We start from the raw sequence: 15,462 nt of genomic DNA, 5'->3' as shown, positions 1-15,462 counted from the left end.
CCGAACGGCGGTTGGGAATATCCACTCTACCTCATCGTCCTGTCTATCGCGCAATTTCTGCTTGGCGACGGCCGCCATGCACTCCGCCCCTCCCCCTCCCTTCGCTGATCTGCCCAAGGAGATTTCACCATGTCCAACGTAAAGCTGACCCTCATCAGCCATCACCTCTGCCCCTACGTGCAGCGGGCCGCGATCGCCCTGACGGAGAAGGGCGTGCCGTTCACGCGCCGCTATGTCCATCTGGCCGCAAAGCCGGACTGGTTCCTTGCCATTTCCCCGCTCGGCAAGGTGCCCCTGCTGATCGTCAAACAGGACGGTGGCACGGACATCGTGCTGTTCGAAAGCGCCGTGATCTGTGAGTATCTTGAAGAAACGCAGCCCGGCGCGCGCCTCCATCCCACCGATCCGCTGACGCGGGCGAGGCATCGTGGCTGGATCGAATTCGGCTCATCGATCCTCTCGGACCTCTGGGGCTTCGAGACCGCCAAGGATTCCGAAAACTACGAGGCCAAGCGCAACGCCCTGATCGACAAGTTCGGCCGTGTCGAAGCCGAGCTGGGCGACGGGCCATTCTTCGCCGGCGCGGCGTTCAGTCTGGTCGATGCGGTCTTTGCGCCGATCTTCCGCTATTTCGATGTGTTCGACACCATCGCGCCGACCGGCGCGTTCGACGCGCTGCCCCGCGTGACGGCATGGCGAAAGGCACTGGCAGCGCGCCAAAGCGTCCGCGAGGCCGTCACACATGATTACGCTGATCGCCTCAAGACCTTCCTGAAGAACCATGACGCATGGCTGCTGAAAGCCACCGCCTGACGAATTCGCAAAAGTCCCAATTAAAGAGAGTGTTTTCCCGCGATAGTCGACGATCGCATAGCGATAGTTGCGACGCGCAAAGCTAGACCGAGTACTCCCCCTTGCCACCCCTCGCCCTATGATAGGGCCGTCACCAAGGTTCCTTTACGCTATCTCGTGATTGGAGCTTCGGCGACTTCACATTCCTTTATATAATCTATCTCGTCCAAACCTGTTCGGCCGGCAATGAAAGCGCCAACCTTCCCACCGAAGGAGACAACGCGCCGCTTGCCTTCGTAGCCATGAAAACCGAAGGGCTTCAGCGGCATTTCCTTCATAAGACGCACCAGGTCGGCCTGCATATCCGCAGGAACCACATCTGCCGATATCGGAAGCCGTCGGAAAAAGAAGGGCGCCTGCTCCTTAAACAAATCTATATGCGCGTCGGGGCTGCCCCTTCCACAGCCCGACCATCTCGCGGAACTCAACCCTCGCTCGCGAAGGCGGAACTACGCGGACTGGTGGTATCACGAGACGACTGCTCTATCTGGAGGGCGCGCTTGTTAGAAGAGTCGCTTGATCGCTTCCGCGCCTGGAGATCATCGCTCGTCGAAAGGTATCCCACCCTTCATCTTGTCAGCAATAGTAACCGTCGCAGACAGGGCTGCCGCCGCACCATCCACCGTGCCAGACCCGCCGCCTGCAAATTCATGCAGTGCGCCGAAAGCCAGCCCACCTCCCGGCAGGGCGGAGTCGATTGGCAGCGAGTGGGATCGACAGGATCAGCTCCCAATCCTTCGCCGATGTCAGCATGGAGGTGACCGGATATTGCCAACACACCGCTCAAGCTCCGAAAAGGAGCCTGCCGGAACTCTCTGCCAAAATTGCCATGCGATTTGAAACAATCTGCTTGGGGCTTCACGAATACGACCAATAGATCCCACCGGACCCACTATCTTTGGTGCGGCTCAGATCGTGATGCGCCGAGGGCATCCGACGAGTTGAGGTAGAGGTCACGCATGAAAACGCTGCTGCTCAAGAAGAATGACGTAGGACGGCTTATCGGCATGATGGAAGTCATCGGCGCGGTCGAAGAGGCTTACAGGGCCTTCAGCAGCGATCAGGTGGAGCAGCCCGACTATATCGGGATTCATCTGCCCTCCCTGCGTGGCGAGATCGACTTCAAGCTTGGCTACCATAAGGTCGCTGAAATCATCTCCATGAAGGCGCATTCCGGGGGCTTCACGAACAACCCGGTAGAACACGGCGTGCCGAATAGCATGGGCACCATTCTCCTGTTCGATGCCAGGAGCTGTGCGCTGATTTGTATCATGGATGGTAGCTTGATCACTGGCCTTAGAACCGGGGCGGCGGGAGCCGTCTCCGTCAAAGCACTGGCGAGAAAGAACTCCAGAACGATCGCGTCGATTGGCACAGGCAATCAGGCAAGAATGCAAATCCGGGCGATCAACGAGATCATGAAGATCGAAGAGATTCACGCCTGGGACAGCACCTACGAAACAAGTTCCAAATACAAGGCGGATATCGAGCGTGAATTCGGGATTCCCGTCACCGTCGCAAGCTCGAAGAAGGAGGCTGTCGGACGGGCCGACATCTTGATTACAACGACCAGAGGAAAAGGGTCGCTTGTGGAAGCGGAATGGGTAAAATCCGGTACGCACATCGTTGCAATCGGCACGGATCAACGCGGCAAACAGGAGCTGGATCCGGAGCTTTTTCGAAACGCCAAAATCATTGTCGACTCGCTTTCTCAATGCACGGAAAAAGGCGAGACTTGGCACCCGCTGAATAAAAACATAATTGCCAAGGACGACATCCACGGCGAAATCGGTGAGGTACTGCTGGGAAGGAAGCCGGGACGAGAAAGTGATGATGAAATAACGATCTTCGATTCCACAGGGATGGCCATACAAGACAATACGACCGCCAGCAAAATCTATCAGAACGCAATATCTGGTAACGTCGGCACTTTCTTCCAGTTTTTTGAGGAATGACAATGCGCAGCTATCCCACCATTCAGGACATCCGTGAAGCTCAGCAACGACTAAAACCGCATGTCAGACACACGCCGCTATTGCGTGCCGACAAAATCGAAAAAGCTGCTGGCTGTCAGCTCTACCTCAAGCCGGAAACCCTGCAGATCACTGGCGCATTCAAGATCCGCGGCGCCCTGAACAAGGTTCTCTCGCTCCCCCGAGAAGAGATCGCAAACGGGATCATTGCGACCTCGTCGGGCAACCACGCCCAGGCGCTTGCTTATGCCGCGAGGATGCTTGGCGTAAAAGTGATTTTGGTGCTACCGGTCACCACACCAAAAATCAAGATCGCCAATACAGAAGCCCTTGGCGCGGAAGTCATCCTTTTTGATGGTGACAACGCTGCTAGATGGAGAAAAGTCTACGAGATCGGTGAAGGAAACAATTATGCGGTTATTCACGGCTTCGAGGACCCTGTCGTAATGGCTGGTCAGGGAACGATCGGGTGTGAGATCCTCGAAGACTTGGAAGATGTGGACACAGTTATCGTACCCTTGGGCGGTGGAGGGCTGATCTCGGGCATCGCCACTGCGATAAAAGAAACCAAGCCATCAGTGCGCGTTATCGGCGCAGAGCCTGCCTTGACGCCGAAATACTTTTACAGCCGCAAAAATAAGGAACGCACATCGCTTCCGTTAAAGAATACGATTGCGGACGGTTTGAGGTTAAGCGTACCGGGTCAAAATCCGTACCCGATTATCGAAAAGTATGTCGACGAGATTGTTCTTGTTGAAGACGAACACATCATCGCCGGAATGTGTGCCCTTGCTAAGGATGCGAAATTGATCGCGGAACCAGCCGCCTCCATCGGAATAGGAGCACTGTTGGCAGGCAGCATAGACGTGAGGCCAGATGAGAAAGTGTGTGCGGTCTTGTCCGGCGGCAATTGGGATCTAAGCGACCTTGCCGAGATTTACAATTTGGCGCGGTGATCAGTCTCAGCTTCGGTCAGTAAACCACGCCGATCGCTGTTGGACGTCTGCAATTCTCATATCCTCTCTCACAAAGGACGACAAGCTCACCAAGCCTTTCGACGAAAATCCGGCGACGGCAGAATGTCATCTCACAAACAAGGCGTCGTGCCGACAGCCGTAATTGAACCTTAGTGCCAGCGCAGGGCAAATCGGCAATAATCCGGACGGAACGGCTATCAATACGATCAGACACACGTTTGCACAAAGAGCAGGAACGCCGACCGGTGGCAGCCCGCGCTAAAACAATGATAACCCCGTCGCTCTCGTCGGAACGCTCTACAATCAATCCGGCCGGGATCAGGGATGACAAACGAAATTTGGTCGCCATGGTGCTGACTCCTTTTGATAGCCGCACCCAGCTTCGACTTGAAATCATCAAATGTGAGTCAGACCCCAATCTTCACCCCTGTAGACGATCAGCGCTTGGCCTGCCCGGCGCTGGCCGGGCAGGCACATGTTGCTGACAGAAGATTTTTTCGATCTCATCAAGCGAAATCCGAACGTCGAGAGGTCAGGCAACGAACACGGGCGGCCATCGTGCGCCAGATCGCGCCCGGCCTAGCCATTCACGCATGATTACCGAGATGGCAGGGTCACGCTGGAGAATGATCCTGCCTCAGGTCGCCTAGTGGTGGCTACCTACGGTTCAAGATCCAAAGTCTACAAGGCGCCTATCCCGCCCGGCATCGAGCGGGTAAAAACGACGGCGCGAAAAGCTGGCTTGCTCACAAATCGACCGAAAAGCGCTCGGACTCCAAGCAGGATCAGCAGATTCTTTCCGCGCCGGCGGGGCTTTTCAAATTGATGGCATTCGCTTCATATAGGTTCGCCAGTGGGTGTGCTTTTACGGAATGAGGACGACGGAAATGATTTCAAAGGGCGCTGAGGAAGCATTCTCGCCAACGGCGTCTGCTTCCACACCACAGGTCTCCAGTCCAGCTATTTTTGAACAGAAGACGGTAGACTTCAACTCTGAGCTTCACGCTCGACCGTCGATTTATTTCACCGGTCCGGCGATCGTAGAGCACGTCGCTTTCCTGCCGTCGGATGGCGTAATCAAGGAGTTCCACGATAGTCTCGAGGCCGAGGGTGGAATTTCAGTTAGAGTGGAACGGCACACTGAGTTCGTCACGGTGACGCGGGTCCGAAAACTGGCCAGCGAGCCCGAGCGTTGGCCGGACGCCGAGCTGTGTGAAGGTGATTTTGCGCGCCTAGCAGGGTTGAGTTCTCCTTTGCTCGTTTGCCGCGTGAGTATTCTTGTTCTCGGGAACCCTCCTGATCTGCTTGGAACGGTTCTGAAAGCCCTCGACTTCGGCGATACCGCCGCGTCATCAATCGGCGGCGGGGCGGCGCAGGTGTGCTCCGACTTTCGTGTTCGAGCGGACAATTCAAGCAGGATCATTCTGTTCAACAAGGATCTGAATGCACATCGCCTGGGGCGCATGGTACGTCGCATCGTTGAGATCGAAACCTATAGGTCAATGGCGCTGCTCGGGTTGCCGGAGGCGCGTCGTCTCGCCCCGCTTCTGGGCGAGTATGACGCTGAACTCGTTAGGCTGACCAATCGCAACTTGGGGACGCCTGCAGACCAGCACAAGCAATTGCTTGAGGAGATTACTGTTCTATCGTCGCATATCATTTCAGCCACCGCGCAGGCCAGAAACAGGTTTGGCGCAACCGCTGCCTACGCCAAAATCGTTGAAGAGAGGATAGCCCTTCTACGGGAAACCCATGTCCCCGGCTTTCAACGTTTCGGTACCTTCGTGGAGCGACGGTTCAAGCCTGCGGTGCGTACCTGCGAAGCAACCGCGTTGAGGCTTGAGCACCTATCGAGTGCCGCGATGCACTTGCTCGACCTGCTACAAACCCGGATCCAGGTCGAGATTGAGTTCCAGAACGCCACACAGATCCAGGCGATGGCCAATCGCGCCGCGACGCAGGTCAAGATCCAGCGCGCGGTCGAAGGCTTTTCTATGATCGCAATTAGCTATTACTTGCTGAGCTTGCTCAAACTTATATATGAAACGGTAGACCACGTAGGGCTTCATCTAAATCCGTTGATCATGCTTGTCGCTATTCCCGTGGTTGTGGGATCTGTGGGGATCACCATTTTCCGCGTCAAGCATGCGCTTAAAACAGAGAGCTAGAGGTATCGCTGCTCGACCCGCGCACGCTCCGACAATTGGCGCAACCCTTCTGTATTGCGAGCAATCGCGGCAGCGGCGGCGATAGTGGTCCTACCGCATTGCCGCGTTCTGTTGCGTTGCGCGCATCAAGCTGTACAAATCCAGAGGTCGCCCGACGACGTTCTATTTTTCGCTCTACACTTGATGGTTTATTTTGACAGTGGCACATGTCCGTTGTTCAAGGTTTATCGCAATGCGGCTCCGCTGACGCAGGCGCCTTGCTGGTCGCATGCGCGAGGCAATTTCTTTGTGCTCGCTGACATCGCTGCGAATGCCAATCGTGGCGCCGCACTGATTCGGCCATGCATTAGACGCGTCAACGGATGGATGCTTCGTTCGACATCGAGCGCGAGATCAACGGGCTCGCCGCTGCCGTTCGACGAGGAAGTCAAAGAGCGCGTCTTCCAACTCATCACCCTCCTCCGTGGAGTTCATACGAGGCGCCCGCAGCCTTGTGCCGACAAATCGGGATAGCGTAACACTTTCGCGAAATTTACCGTGCGCAGAACTTTTCCGTTCTACTGACAAATCGACTGCTTTCGACCATTGGCGCCCATCTGTAGGCTACAAGGCGCGCTGAATAGGTCGAGGTGAGCGAAGCATTTTTTCACAGGCGCTTCGGCTTCGTGGCAAGCACATTCCGGATCGAGAAGCTCGAGTGAATGCGCAGCACACCCGGCAACGTCGAAAGGATCTCCTTATGAATCCTTTCGAAATCTCCTGCGTTCGCCACCTCGACACGCAGAAGGTAGTCCGACCCTCCCGTCATCAGAAAGCATTCGCGGATCTCGGGGAACTTCCGGACCGCAGCTTCGAAGCGGTCGAGGTGCTCCTCGGTCTGGCGTTCCAGCGTGATATTGATGATGACCGCGATCGAGGACTCCACGTTGGAAGTGTCCACGAGCGCGGTGTAGCCCCTGATCACGCCCGCCTCTTCCATGATGCGGATTCGTCGCAGGCAGGCGGAAGGAGACAGTCCGACTTCCTCGGCCAGCTTTGCATTCGAGGTCCGGGCGTTGAGGCGAAGGAGCCTGATGACGTTACGGTCGATAGTGTCCAAAGATACCACGGCGGATTCTTTCAAAGCCTCGTATATTCCTCTTCAGAACATAGAATTTTCGCACAATCAAATACTCTTTGATGGGATATTCGACGATTATTTCAATATGTTTCCGGCATACGCAGGTACGGGGATCGAGACTTTGCAAACAGTGAGATTGAGCGAACTGCAGGTCGATGAAGTCGGTAGCGTCGAGGGCGCTTCCGGTTATCTCACCTTCGATCTCGAAGCGCTCGGGCGCAACTACGAAGCGCTCTCCGACCTGGCGGGGCCTGGCGGCGCCGCCGCGGTGGTCAAGGCCGACGCTTACGGTCTCGGGGCGGAACGTGTGGCGAAGGCCGTCTACGAGCGTGGCTGCCGGCATTTCTTCGTCGCGCAGTTCGTGGAGGCCACGAAACTTCGCCCAGCCCTGCCGCAAGATGCACAGGTCTTTGTCCTTAATGGGCTGCAACCGGGCAACGAGGACATATGCGCCTACGAGGACATCGTCCCGGTCATCAACTCGATCGATCAATGGCGGAACTGGGCAAGGACCGCGCGCAGGCTCGGACGACGATTGCCGGCGGCGGTGCAATTCGACACTGGCATGTCACGGCTCGGGCTTCCACCTGAAGAGCGCTCTCAGCTCGTCAAGGAGATCGCCTTAGGTGACAACGTCGAGATCCTCTTCCTGCTGAGCCACCTTGCGTCGGCGGATGACGGAGAGAGCGTTCAGAACTTGGAACAGCTCGAAACGTTCCGAGCCATCGCCGACGAATTTCCTGGCTACAAACTGTCCTTCGCGAATTCCGGAGGAATCTTGCTCGGCAGGCCCTATCGCCTTGGCCTCGCCCGGCCCGGCATCGTGTTGTACGGCGGCGCGTATGCGGACGATATGCATCCGATGGAGCCGGTCGTCCGCCTCGACGTCGCAGTTGTACAGACCCGGACGGTTCCGGCCGGCGCCAAGATCGGCTACGGCGGCATCCATGTCGCCTCCAGGGAGACCAGACTGGCGACCATCGCGGCCGGCTATGCGGACGGGCTGCCACGTTCCTTGGGCGACCGTGGCGCGGTCTACTTCGAAGGCGTGCGACTGCCGATCGTCGGCCGCGTCTCGATGGACAGCATCACGATCGACATCAGCGCCCTGCCCCTTGGCAGAATCCGGCTCGGCAGCCTTGTCGAAGTCCTCGGGCCCAACCAGACGTTGGAGGACGTCGCGCGCGACGCCTGGACTATCTCCTACGAAATCCTCACCGGCCTCGGCCACCGCTATCACCGCCAATATCGCTAACGGCTGGAAGAGCCCCTTCTCCTCGAGGATAATATGAAAGTCGCAGTTCTCGGCGCCGGCATCATCGGCGTCACGTCCGCATATCAGCTTGCGAAGGCAGGTCACGAGGTGGTCGTCGTTGATCGCCAGTCCGGGCCAGCTCTGGAGACTAGCTTCGCCAATGCAGGCGAGGTTTCCTTCGGCTACTGCTCGCCCTGGGCCGCACCTGGCATCCCGCAGAAGGCTCTGAAGTGGATGTTCATGGAGCACGCGCCACTGATACTCCGTCCAAAGTTCGACGCTGCCATGCTGTCGTGGATGCTGAAGATGCTGTCGAACTGCACCCATGAGAAGTACGCTCTCAACAAGAGCCGCATGCTCCGCCTCTCAGACTACAGTCGCTCGGCGTTGGCGGAACTGCGTCAAGAGACCGGAATCGCCTACGACGAACGCATGCAGGGAACCTTGCAACTTTTCAGGACCCAGCAGCAGCTAGACGCCTCCGCAAACGACGTAGTGGCGCTGGCGGCGGATGGAATTCCTCACGAGGTTCTCAATCGTGACGAATGCATTCGCTACGAGCCCGCTCTGGCACACGTCCGCGAGAAGATCGTGGGCGGTCTCCTCACTCCGAAGGACGAGACCGGCGACTGCTTCAAGTTCACCAACGCGCTTGAGAAGAAGGCGGCCGAACTTGGCGTTCGCTTCTCCTACGGGACGACGATAGAGGGCCTCGACGTAGAGTCCGGTCGCGTCCGCGGCGTCGTAACCGGCAGCGGTCGGGTTCCCGCCGATGCCGTCGTCGTAGCGTTGGGAAGCTATTCGCCGCTCCTCCTGAAGCCTCACGACATCCATCTCCCGGTTTATCCGGTCAAGGGCTACTCCTTGACGATTCCGATCGACGACCCCTCTCGTTCGCCGGAGTCGACCGTGATGGACGAGACCTACAAGATCGCCATCACGCGTCTCGGCGACCGCATCCGCGTCGGAGGCATGGCCGAGATCTCGGGCTACACGAACGACCTCGCACGGGCTCGGCGGAAAACGCTCGAGCATTCGGTAACCGAGCTGTTTCCTGGCGGAGACGTCTCAAAGGCGAGCTTCTGGTCCGGCCTACGCCCCATGACGCCGGACGGCACTCCGGTGGTCGGTCCCACGAATATCAAGGGCCTTTACCTGAACACCGGGCATGGAACTCTTGGCTGGACCATGAGCACCGGGTCGGCGCGAGTGGTTTCAGACTTGGTCAGCGAGCGCACCCCAGAAATCGACGCCGCCGGGCTGTCGATCAGCCGCTATGGCCGCAGGGCCAGCTCCTCGGTCACCGAGAGCTTCGTGCGGTCGAGGAGCTTTTGAACCTGCAACGATTCGCGTTTTGGATGCCGTGGCATAAGCAAGCTGGTAGGTACGAAGGCGCTCGGCAAGTGATCAGTCACATTGGTCGACCTTGAGGCCTGACCGGATGGTGACGTAGTTGACGGGAAGAACGCTCTCCTCCAGGGCCAAGGGGATCTGGTTGCGGACGATTCTGCTGATGCCGACTTACTGCGGTTAATGTCGAAGGATTCCGAAAGACCCGGTGAAGCGTGGATCTGCTGGGGAGGATTCTACGACTCCACGCCAGAGCGCGCGCGGGAGAGAGAACCGCCGTTGCTCTGCGGGAATACCTAGTCAGCGATCCTATGCCGGGGCGGGTCAAGCGACCCGCTCCCGACCTTCGCAATCACCCAGATCAAACGGCTTTTGACAATGGCGCAGCCAGGCCGACGGCTGCAGCCAAGCCGCCGATGTCAGCGATCTCGGTGTATCCGTAAAAGGGATTGGCCGGCTCGTGGCCGCGATTAACCCAGACCTTGCTCTTAATCCCCAAATCATAAGCCGTCATCAGATCATAGCGGAACGAGGAGGACACATGAGTGATATCATCGGGGCCGCAGCCGAGCTTGTCGAGCATGTATTCGAAGCCCTTCATCAGCGGCTTGTAGGCGCCAACCTCTTCGGCGGTGATCACGCAGTGAAAGGGGGCGCCAAGCTTTTCTACATTTGACATGATCAAATTGTTCATTGAGTTAGAGAGGATGACCAGTGGAATTTCCTTGGCGACCTCGACCAGTCCCGCCGGGACGTCCGCGTGCGGACCCCAGGTTGGAACTTCATCATAGATAAGTTGGGCGTCCTCCGGTTTGAATTGGATGCCGATGCGTTTGCAGCTACGCTCGATGGAATTGTGCACGACCTCGACGAGAGGTTTCCATGCACCCAGAACCTCGTCTAGGCGGTAGCCTCGAAAAGCCTCGATGAAGGAAACCATCGCCTCTGGCGAGAGGCGCTCACTGTAGACGCGACGCGCGGCGCCGGCCATGTCAAAGTTAGTCAGCGTGCCGTAGCAGTCAAAGGTGATGAACTTTGGTCGGAAGGCAGTCATAGCGTGTGTTCCTTTCACTTTTCACGGCACGTTGTGCCTTTACGGATCATCATATGGACGATGCAGGAATATAGTCACTGATGCTTTGGGTCGGAGGAGATGGCTGTTATTCTCCGGCTACGGTGCCAGTACGTTGCCGTCGACATTTGCGGTATTACTATACGAGCGTCGGATATAGCGGCGGATTCTCCTAGAAAACGGCGATCTCAACACCATAAACTGAAGTACTTGTCAGTTACGCCATCCAGCTCGAGCAAGCGGTCCATGTCCAACTCGGCACACGCTGATTCCGGGCGTGATGAACGTCGCCAGATAGTCGTAGCCGACCAAAAGCAGATTGCACTCGATCACGAAATCGACCTTCTCCACCGTTGGGAGGACTCCCGAAAAACGAAAGGTCGATGGCTGTTGGGAGCAATCTCGGTGAGCTCTGTCGGAGCGTTGAGCCAGTTCGGGCACGAAGGAGGCCGCGGCGCCGGTAGGCCGCAATGCGGCAGCGACAACACCGATACGCTCAAGAGTTTGTGTCTGTTCAGTTTCATCTCACCCCTATTTCTTGCCATGAGCGAATCCTGTCGGAGCACTTCGTTCCCTTCCTGCATTCCGACCGGCCTAAGCACATAAGCATAAGGTCGCCGCGATAGCAACCTAATTGTACAACAATCGCTAGTTCTCGACTTGACATTGCTTGGCCGCCACTCGTGGGCAGGCCTCCGTTCAACAACGACAAGGCACCCACTGACTCGCCGAAACAGTGAGAATATTCGGGATTTATTGCGGGTTGATCGGAACGCTCTCCTACACTGCCACCCATCCGTGGGCAGGAAGTCACCGAGCAAGGCGACAAAAGAGCTTGAATCGCCGTAGGATTGTTGTACAATCAGAAAATATGAGATATTCCGGCCGTCGAGCTGCCTATCTCAGGGCGGGATCTGAATAGGATGGACGATGAGCGACAATCAACAGTTTCGGCCAGCTTGCGTCTCTGAGCTTTCCCAAGCATGCTGTCCCGTCGGCGCAGCGGAAGCCGAAGTAATTTCTGAACGACTATACGGCGCGCGTGGCTCGGCCACCCGCTTCGAGACCGAAAAAGACGACACCTTCCTCCTTGACTGCGGGCACCAGGGGAAGTTCGTGCTAAAGATCGCCCATCCGTCTGAGCGGCTGGAGGAGCTCGATTTCCAGGTAGCGCTGATGCGTCATATCGAGCAAAGAGCTCCTGACCTCCCAATCCCTCGTGCACATCGCGACGTCGACGGAGCGGATTTGCCCATCGTCACCACCAGTGCCGGCGAGCGGCGAGCGGTGCGGCTAGTCACCTTCCTCCCCGGTACTCCACTTGACCGAACGACTTCCACGTCCCCACAGCGCGAACGGATCGGCGAGATCCTGGCAAAGCTGCGTCATTCCATGGCCGATTTTTCTCACCCTGCAGACGACCGGGCGCTAGCATGGGATGTTACCCATTTGCTCGCTCTCTCCAATCTATTGAGCTTTATTCCGGAGGGTCGCAAGCAGGCCTGGACGATCCGGGCACTCGAGCGGTTTGCCGAAATCAAGCCGAGTCTGGACCTATGCCGGCGGCAAGTGCTCCACAACGACTTTAATACCTCGAACCTTGTCGTTGATCACGCCACCCCGCAGTTCCTGACTGGCGTTATCGATTTCGGAGATGCAGTCCGTACCGCCATCGCGGTCGATGTCTCTACCGCGTTGATGAATCAGATGCCAAAGACGATTGGCTACGGGAACCGCCGTGACCTGTTCGACGAGCCGCGCGACGTTCTGCGCGGCTATCTCCGCCACGCCGAACTCACTGACGAGGAACTGCGGCTCATCCCCTTCCTGTCGATGGCCCGTCTTGCGGCCCGTGCGCTACTCACGTGCTGGCGCGCCGAAATCTTCCCCGACAACAGCCGCTACATTCTGCGCAATACCGAGGCCGGCTGGGCCCACCTGGAGTGGTTCCACTCGATTTCGACCGCTCAGATCTCCGATCTTCTGACACGATAGGAATGTCATGTTCAAGCAAGCGACCACCCTGCCAAAAGGATACCGTGGCGACATGCCTAATGGCTTCAACCCTCAGGACACGTCTCATCTCACGAGTGAAGATCTGGCCCATGTCGCTAGACGGCAAAGGTTGCTCGGGCCTGCTTATCGGCTCTTCTACAAGTCGCCGGTGGAGATCTCTCGTGCCAAGGGCGTCTTCCTCTATGACAAGCACGGTAACGAATACCTCGATGCCTACAACAATGTAGCATCGCTAGGTCACTCTCATCCGCGTGTGGTCGAGGCAATCCAGAAGCAACTCGAAATCCTCTGCACCCACACGCGCTATATGCAGGAGCCCCTGCTGGACTACGCCGAGGCCCTGATCAGTACGTTCGGCGGCGAACTCGGCCGGACCGGATGCGCGATGTTCACATGTACCGGCTCGGAAGCCAACGACCTCGCCTTGCGGATCGCACGTTATCACACTCGCAAAACCGGTGTCATCGTCACGGCCGAAGCCTATCACGGTAACAGCGGAGCGGTCGCGGCAATCTCGCCGTCACTCGGTAGGAAGTCGGCCCTTGATCCTTATCTTCGGACGGTCGCTGCGCCAGATTCTTATCGGCTGCCCGTCGAGGAAATCGGCCGCCGGATGGCGGAGGATGTCACGCGGCAGATCGCAGACATAGAGCAGCATGGCGGCGGCCTTGCGGCCTTCATCGTCGACTCCGCCTTCTCCTCCGATGGTCTCTATGTCGATCCGACCGACATTCTGGCGCCGGTAGCGGAGATAGTACGCAAGGCCGGCGGTCTGTTCATCGCCGATGAGGTGCAATCGGGATTTGGGCGGACCGGAACCCATCTTTGGGGTCACAGCCGTCACAAGGTCGATCCGGACATCGTCACCATGGGAAAACCCATGGGCAACGGCTATCCCGTCGCCGGCGTAGTCCTTCGACCCGAACTCGTCGCCGATTTCGGATCCAGCATGCGCTATTTCAACACGTTCGGCGGTAACTCGGTCGCCATCGCGGCTGCGAGGGCCGTGCTTGACACGATCATCGAGGAGGGATTGATGGACAACGCCGCCAACCTCGGTGGCGAAATTCTACATGGCCTCCGTGACCTCCAGAAGAATTACGAGTTCGTCGGCGATGTTCGAGGGACCGGTCTCTATTTCGCCGTCGAACTTATTAAGGATCGGGATCGGAAAACGCCAGACATGGACCGTGCCCTTGCAGTCGTCAATGCCTTGCGCGACCAGCGCATTCTCATTTCCGCGACGGGAGCGGATGCCCATATCCTAAAGATCCGACCACCGCTCATCTTTACATCGGCCAACGCGACGCGTCTGATCGAGGGCATCGATAAAGCGCTTCGGTCCGTGCTGATTTGAGGCCCGACACGCAGCGGCCGGAAGCCACAGTTCATCTCCCTTGTTCTGAGCCGCCGCATATGGCGTAAGTATGGGAACACAATCGCCACCGAAGCCAGAGCCATGCCGCCAGAGTACCTCACGAATCAAACGGAAACTGCTGAGACGAACCTCGAACCCCTACCCGCGAGCGCGGTGGAAATACTGACCCACGCCGTGCGACAGCGCATCTTGTCGGGAGATTTCCGACCCGGCGAGTTCCTACGTGACGTGAAGATGTGTGAGGATCATTCGACCTCACGGCACACGTTCCGTACGGCAGCCCAGGTGCTCGTCACGCAGGGCCTGCTGCGTCAGATACCTAACCGCGGTTTTATGGTGCCTGAATTTGGCCCAGACGACATCGTCGATATCACGCGCATGCGCGGCGCCATTGAGGGCGAGGCCATTCGTCTGATCGTGTTGACCGGGGTCATCCCATCAGAGGCGCTGGAGGCGGTCGAGGTTATGCATACTTCAACGCTATCCTCCGACAAGTCACTGCTGGTGACTGCGGATAGAGACTTCCACCGGGCGATCATCGCCGCTAGTGGCAGCGCCCGGCTGAAGCGAACCTACTCAGGACTTGAAGGCGAGATCGAGCTTCTCCTCGTGCAACGGCAAGATTTCTACACCACTGCCGACGAAATGGCGGAAGAACACGAAAGGCTCATCAGCAGCTTGAGAAGCCGCCACTACGATACAGCGCGGGAGGCATTCAGAGAGCACTGGGAAGATCTCCAGATCAAATTGCTCGATCAACGCTGATGGGCCTGGCTGCGAATTTGTCAGTTCGGAAAGACAACCCGGGAAGGCGTCTGGGGATCTCCGCCCTTTGGCGCCATGTCTCAAGTAGCATGCGCGTTGGGCCGCCGGTTGATGGCATTGTAATCGAGGACAGTGAACCAGCGGCGTAGTCGAAGCGCGACGAGTTGTAAGAACCGTATCATAATCTGTTGCAACACCGGCGCCCAGCGTAGCGGAACTTGTCTCCGAACGATGTTACGGATCGGTTTCAGCCCGGCCTCTCTGCAGGAAAAATGGAACCAAACACGGCCGGAGATGCGATGGCCGTGTCTTTCGTTCCCCTTGGGGGACCGAGTAATTTCAATTTCACTTCTCAGTTTCGATATCGTCTGCGCCTCGTCGGGCGCTGCGGCCTGTTCAATCCCGCCGCTTGGCGATCAGGTCGTCGACCACGCCGGGATCGGCAAGCGTCGAGATATCCCCGAGCGCGCCGAAGTCGTCCTCTGCGATCTTGCGCAGGATGCGGCGCATGATCTTGCCGGAGCGGGTTTTCGGCA

13 protein-coding genes and 2 pseudogenes are annotated in these 15,462 nt (G+C 57.6%); 10 read left to right on the top strand and 5 right to left on the bottom strand.

From position 1 onward, the window contains the following. Nucleotides 1-129: 129 nt before the first annotated feature. Entirely contained in the window at nucleotides 130-813 is a 684-nt protein-coding gene (locus C5J26_RS32045; RefSeq protein ID WP_105405442.1) for a glutathione S-transferase family protein, read from the top strand. Between the two features lie 149 nt (nucleotides 814-962). On the opposite strand, the gene C5J26_RS32040 is transcribed toward C5J26_RS32045, so the two are convergent. Further along, the gene (locus C5J26_RS32040; RefSeq protein WP_105405441.1) at nucleotides 963-1,223 is read right to left on the bottom strand and encodes a hypothetical protein; all 261 of its coding nucleotides are present in this window, start codon (nucleotides 1,221-1,223) and stop codon (nucleotides 963-965) included. A gap of 186 nt (nucleotides 1,224-1,409) precedes the next feature. Continuing rightward, nucleotides 1,410-1,556 (bottom strand): annotated as a pseudogene (locus tag C5J26_RS33490) (damage-inducible mutagenesis protein); the annotation flags it as partial. A gap of 255 nt (nucleotides 1,557-1,811) precedes the next feature. Between C5J26_RS33490 and C5J26_RS32025 the strand changes: the two are divergent. Together C5J26_RS32025 and C5J26_RS32020 are read left to right on the top strand one after the other, a co-directional pair. Beyond that, the gene (locus C5J26_RS32025; RefSeq protein ID WP_105405439.1) at nucleotides 1,812-2,807 is read left to right on the top strand and encodes an ornithine cyclodeaminase family protein; all 996 of its coding nucleotides are present in this window, start codon (nucleotides 1,812-1,814) and stop codon (nucleotides 2,805-2,807) included. Nucleotides 2,808-2,809: 2 nt separating this feature from the next. Next, a complete protein-coding gene (locus tag C5J26_RS32020; RefSeq protein WP_105405438.1) occupies nucleotides 2,810-3,781 on the top strand; it encodes a threonine/serine dehydratase in 972 nt (323 codons plus the stop codon). A 16-nt stretch (nucleotides 3,782-3,797) separates the two neighbouring features. Here C5J26_RS32020 and C5J26_RS32015 read toward each other — a convergent pair whose 3' ends face one another. Further along, nucleotides 3,798-4,151 (bottom strand): transposase family protein, encoded by a 354-nt coding sequence (locus C5J26_RS32015; RefSeq protein ID WP_245441358.1) that lies wholly within the window; start codon nucleotides 4,149-4,151, stop codon nucleotides 3,798-3,800. Nucleotides 4,152-4,689: 538 nt separating this feature from the next. On the opposite strand from C5J26_RS32015, the gene C5J26_RS32010 reads away from it, so the two are divergent. Next, on the top strand, nucleotides 4,690-5,970 hold the full coding sequence (locus tag C5J26_RS32010; protein ID WP_105405437.1) for a DUF3422 domain-containing protein: 1,281 nt from the start codon (nucleotides 4,690-4,692) through the stop codon (nucleotides 5,968-5,970). Between the two features lie 201 nt (nucleotides 5,971-6,171). Further along, nucleotides 6,172-6,404 (top strand): annotated as a pseudogene (locus C5J26_RS33485) (IS66 family transposase); the annotation flags it as partial. A gap of 212 nt (nucleotides 6,405-6,616) precedes the next feature. Here C5J26_RS33485 and C5J26_RS32000 read toward each other — a convergent pair. Then, nucleotides 6,617-7,078: an Lrp/AsnC family transcriptional regulator gene (locus C5J26_RS32000; RefSeq protein ID WP_105405444.1), complete on the bottom strand. Its 462-nt coding sequence runs from the start codon at nucleotides 7,076-7,078 to the stop codon at nucleotides 6,617-6,619. Between C5J26_RS32000 and alr the strand changes: the two genes are divergently transcribed. After that, entirely contained in the window at nucleotides 7,062-8,345 is a 1,284-nt protein-coding gene (alr, locus tag C5J26_RS31995) for an alanine racemase (protein ID WP_245441357.1), read from the top strand. The two genes, C5J26_RS32000 and alr, sit on opposite strands and share 17 nt — an antisense overlap. Nucleotides 8,346-8,378: 33 nt before the next feature. Further along, the gene (locus C5J26_RS31990; RefSeq protein ID WP_105405435.1) at nucleotides 8,379-9,680 is read left to right on the top strand and encodes a D-amino acid dehydrogenase; all 1,302 of its coding nucleotides are present in this window, start codon (nucleotides 8,379-8,381) and stop codon (nucleotides 9,678-9,680) included. A gap of 376 nt (nucleotides 9,681-10,056) precedes the next feature. Here C5J26_RS31990 and C5J26_RS31985 read toward each other — a convergent pair whose 3' ends face one another. Next, nucleotides 10,057-10,749: a haloacid dehalogenase type II gene (locus C5J26_RS31985; protein ID WP_105405434.1), complete on the bottom strand. Its 693-nt coding sequence runs from the start codon at nucleotides 10,747-10,749 to the stop codon at nucleotides 10,057-10,059. Nucleotides 10,750-11,697: 948 nt separating this feature from the next. Between C5J26_RS31985 and C5J26_RS31980 the strand changes: the two genes are divergently transcribed. The 3 genes from C5J26_RS31980 (at nucleotide 11,698) to C5J26_RS31970 (ending at nucleotide 14,926) form a co-directional block, all read left to right on the top strand. After that, nucleotides 11,698-12,762, top strand: a complete 1,065-nt coding sequence (locus tag C5J26_RS31980) for a phosphotransferase (RefSeq protein ID WP_172723941.1) — start codon at nucleotides 11,698-11,700, stop codon at nucleotides 12,760-12,762. 7 nt (nucleotides 12,763-12,769) lie between these two features. Beyond that, nucleotides 12,770-14,140 carry an aspartate aminotransferase family protein gene (locus C5J26_RS31975; RefSeq protein ID WP_105405433.1) on the top strand — a complete coding sequence of 457 codons (1,371 nt, stop codon included), beginning with the start codon at nucleotides 12,770-12,772 and terminating at the stop codon, nucleotides 14,138-14,140. 102 nt (nucleotides 14,141-14,242) lie between these two features. Beyond that, complete coding sequence (locus C5J26_RS31970) at nucleotides 14,243-14,926, top strand: GntR family transcriptional regulator (RefSeq protein ID WP_105405432.1); 684 nt, start codon at nucleotides 14,243-14,245, stop codon at nucleotides 14,924-14,926. The last annotated feature ends 536 nt before the right edge of the window (nucleotides 14,927-15,462 follow it).

The organism is Neorhizobium sp. T7_12 (genome assembly GCF_002968535.1).
Classification (GTDB): Bacteria; Pseudomonadota; Alphaproteobacteria; order Rhizobiales; family Rhizobiaceae; genus Neorhizobium; species Neorhizobium tomejilense.
The sequence above is the reverse complement of the archived record's forward strand: the minus strand, read 5'-3'. Positions and strand labels throughout refer to the sequence as shown.

What these genes read in the sequence shown, in the direction of transcription:
- C5J26_RS32045 (WP_105405442.1), top strand. Translation starts at nt 130, where the DNA reads ATGTCCAACGTAAAGCTGACCCTCATCAGCCATCACCTCTGCCCCTAC.
- C5J26_RS32025 (WP_105405439.1), top strand. Translation starts at nt 1,812, where the DNA reads ATGAAAACGCTGCTGCTCAAGAAGAATGACGTAGGACGGCTTATCGGC.
- C5J26_RS32020 (WP_105405438.1), top strand. Translation starts at nt 2,810, where the DNA reads ATGCGCAGCTATCCCACCATTCAGGACATCCGTGAAGCTCAGCAACGA.
- C5J26_RS32015 (WP_245441358.1), bottom strand. Translation starts at nt 4,151, where the DNA reads ATGGCGACCAAATTTCGTTTGTCATCCCTGATCCCGGCCGGATTGATT.
- C5J26_RS32010 (WP_105405437.1), top strand. Translation starts at nt 4,690, where the DNA reads ATGATTTCAAAGGGCGCTGAGGAAGCATTCTCGCCAACGGCGTCTGCT.
- C5J26_RS31990 (WP_105405435.1), top strand. Translation starts at nt 8,379, where the DNA reads ATGAAAGTCGCAGTTCTCGGCGCCGGCATCATCGGCGTCACGTCCGCA.
- C5J26_RS31985 (WP_105405434.1), bottom strand. Translation starts at nt 10,749, where the DNA reads ATGACTGCCTTCCGACCAAAGTTCATCACCTTTGACTGCTACGGCACG.
- C5J26_RS31980 (WP_172723941.1), top strand. Translation starts at nt 11,698, where the DNA reads ATGAGCGACAATCAACAGTTTCGGCCAGCTTGCGTCTCTGAGCTTTCC.
- C5J26_RS31975 (WP_105405433.1), top strand. Translation starts at nt 12,770, where the DNA reads ATGTTCAAGCAAGCGACCACCCTGCCAAAAGGATACCGTGGCGACATG.
- C5J26_RS31970 (WP_105405432.1), top strand. Translation starts at nt 14,243, where the DNA reads ATGCCGCCAGAGTACCTCACGAATCAAACGGAAACTGCTGAGACGAAC.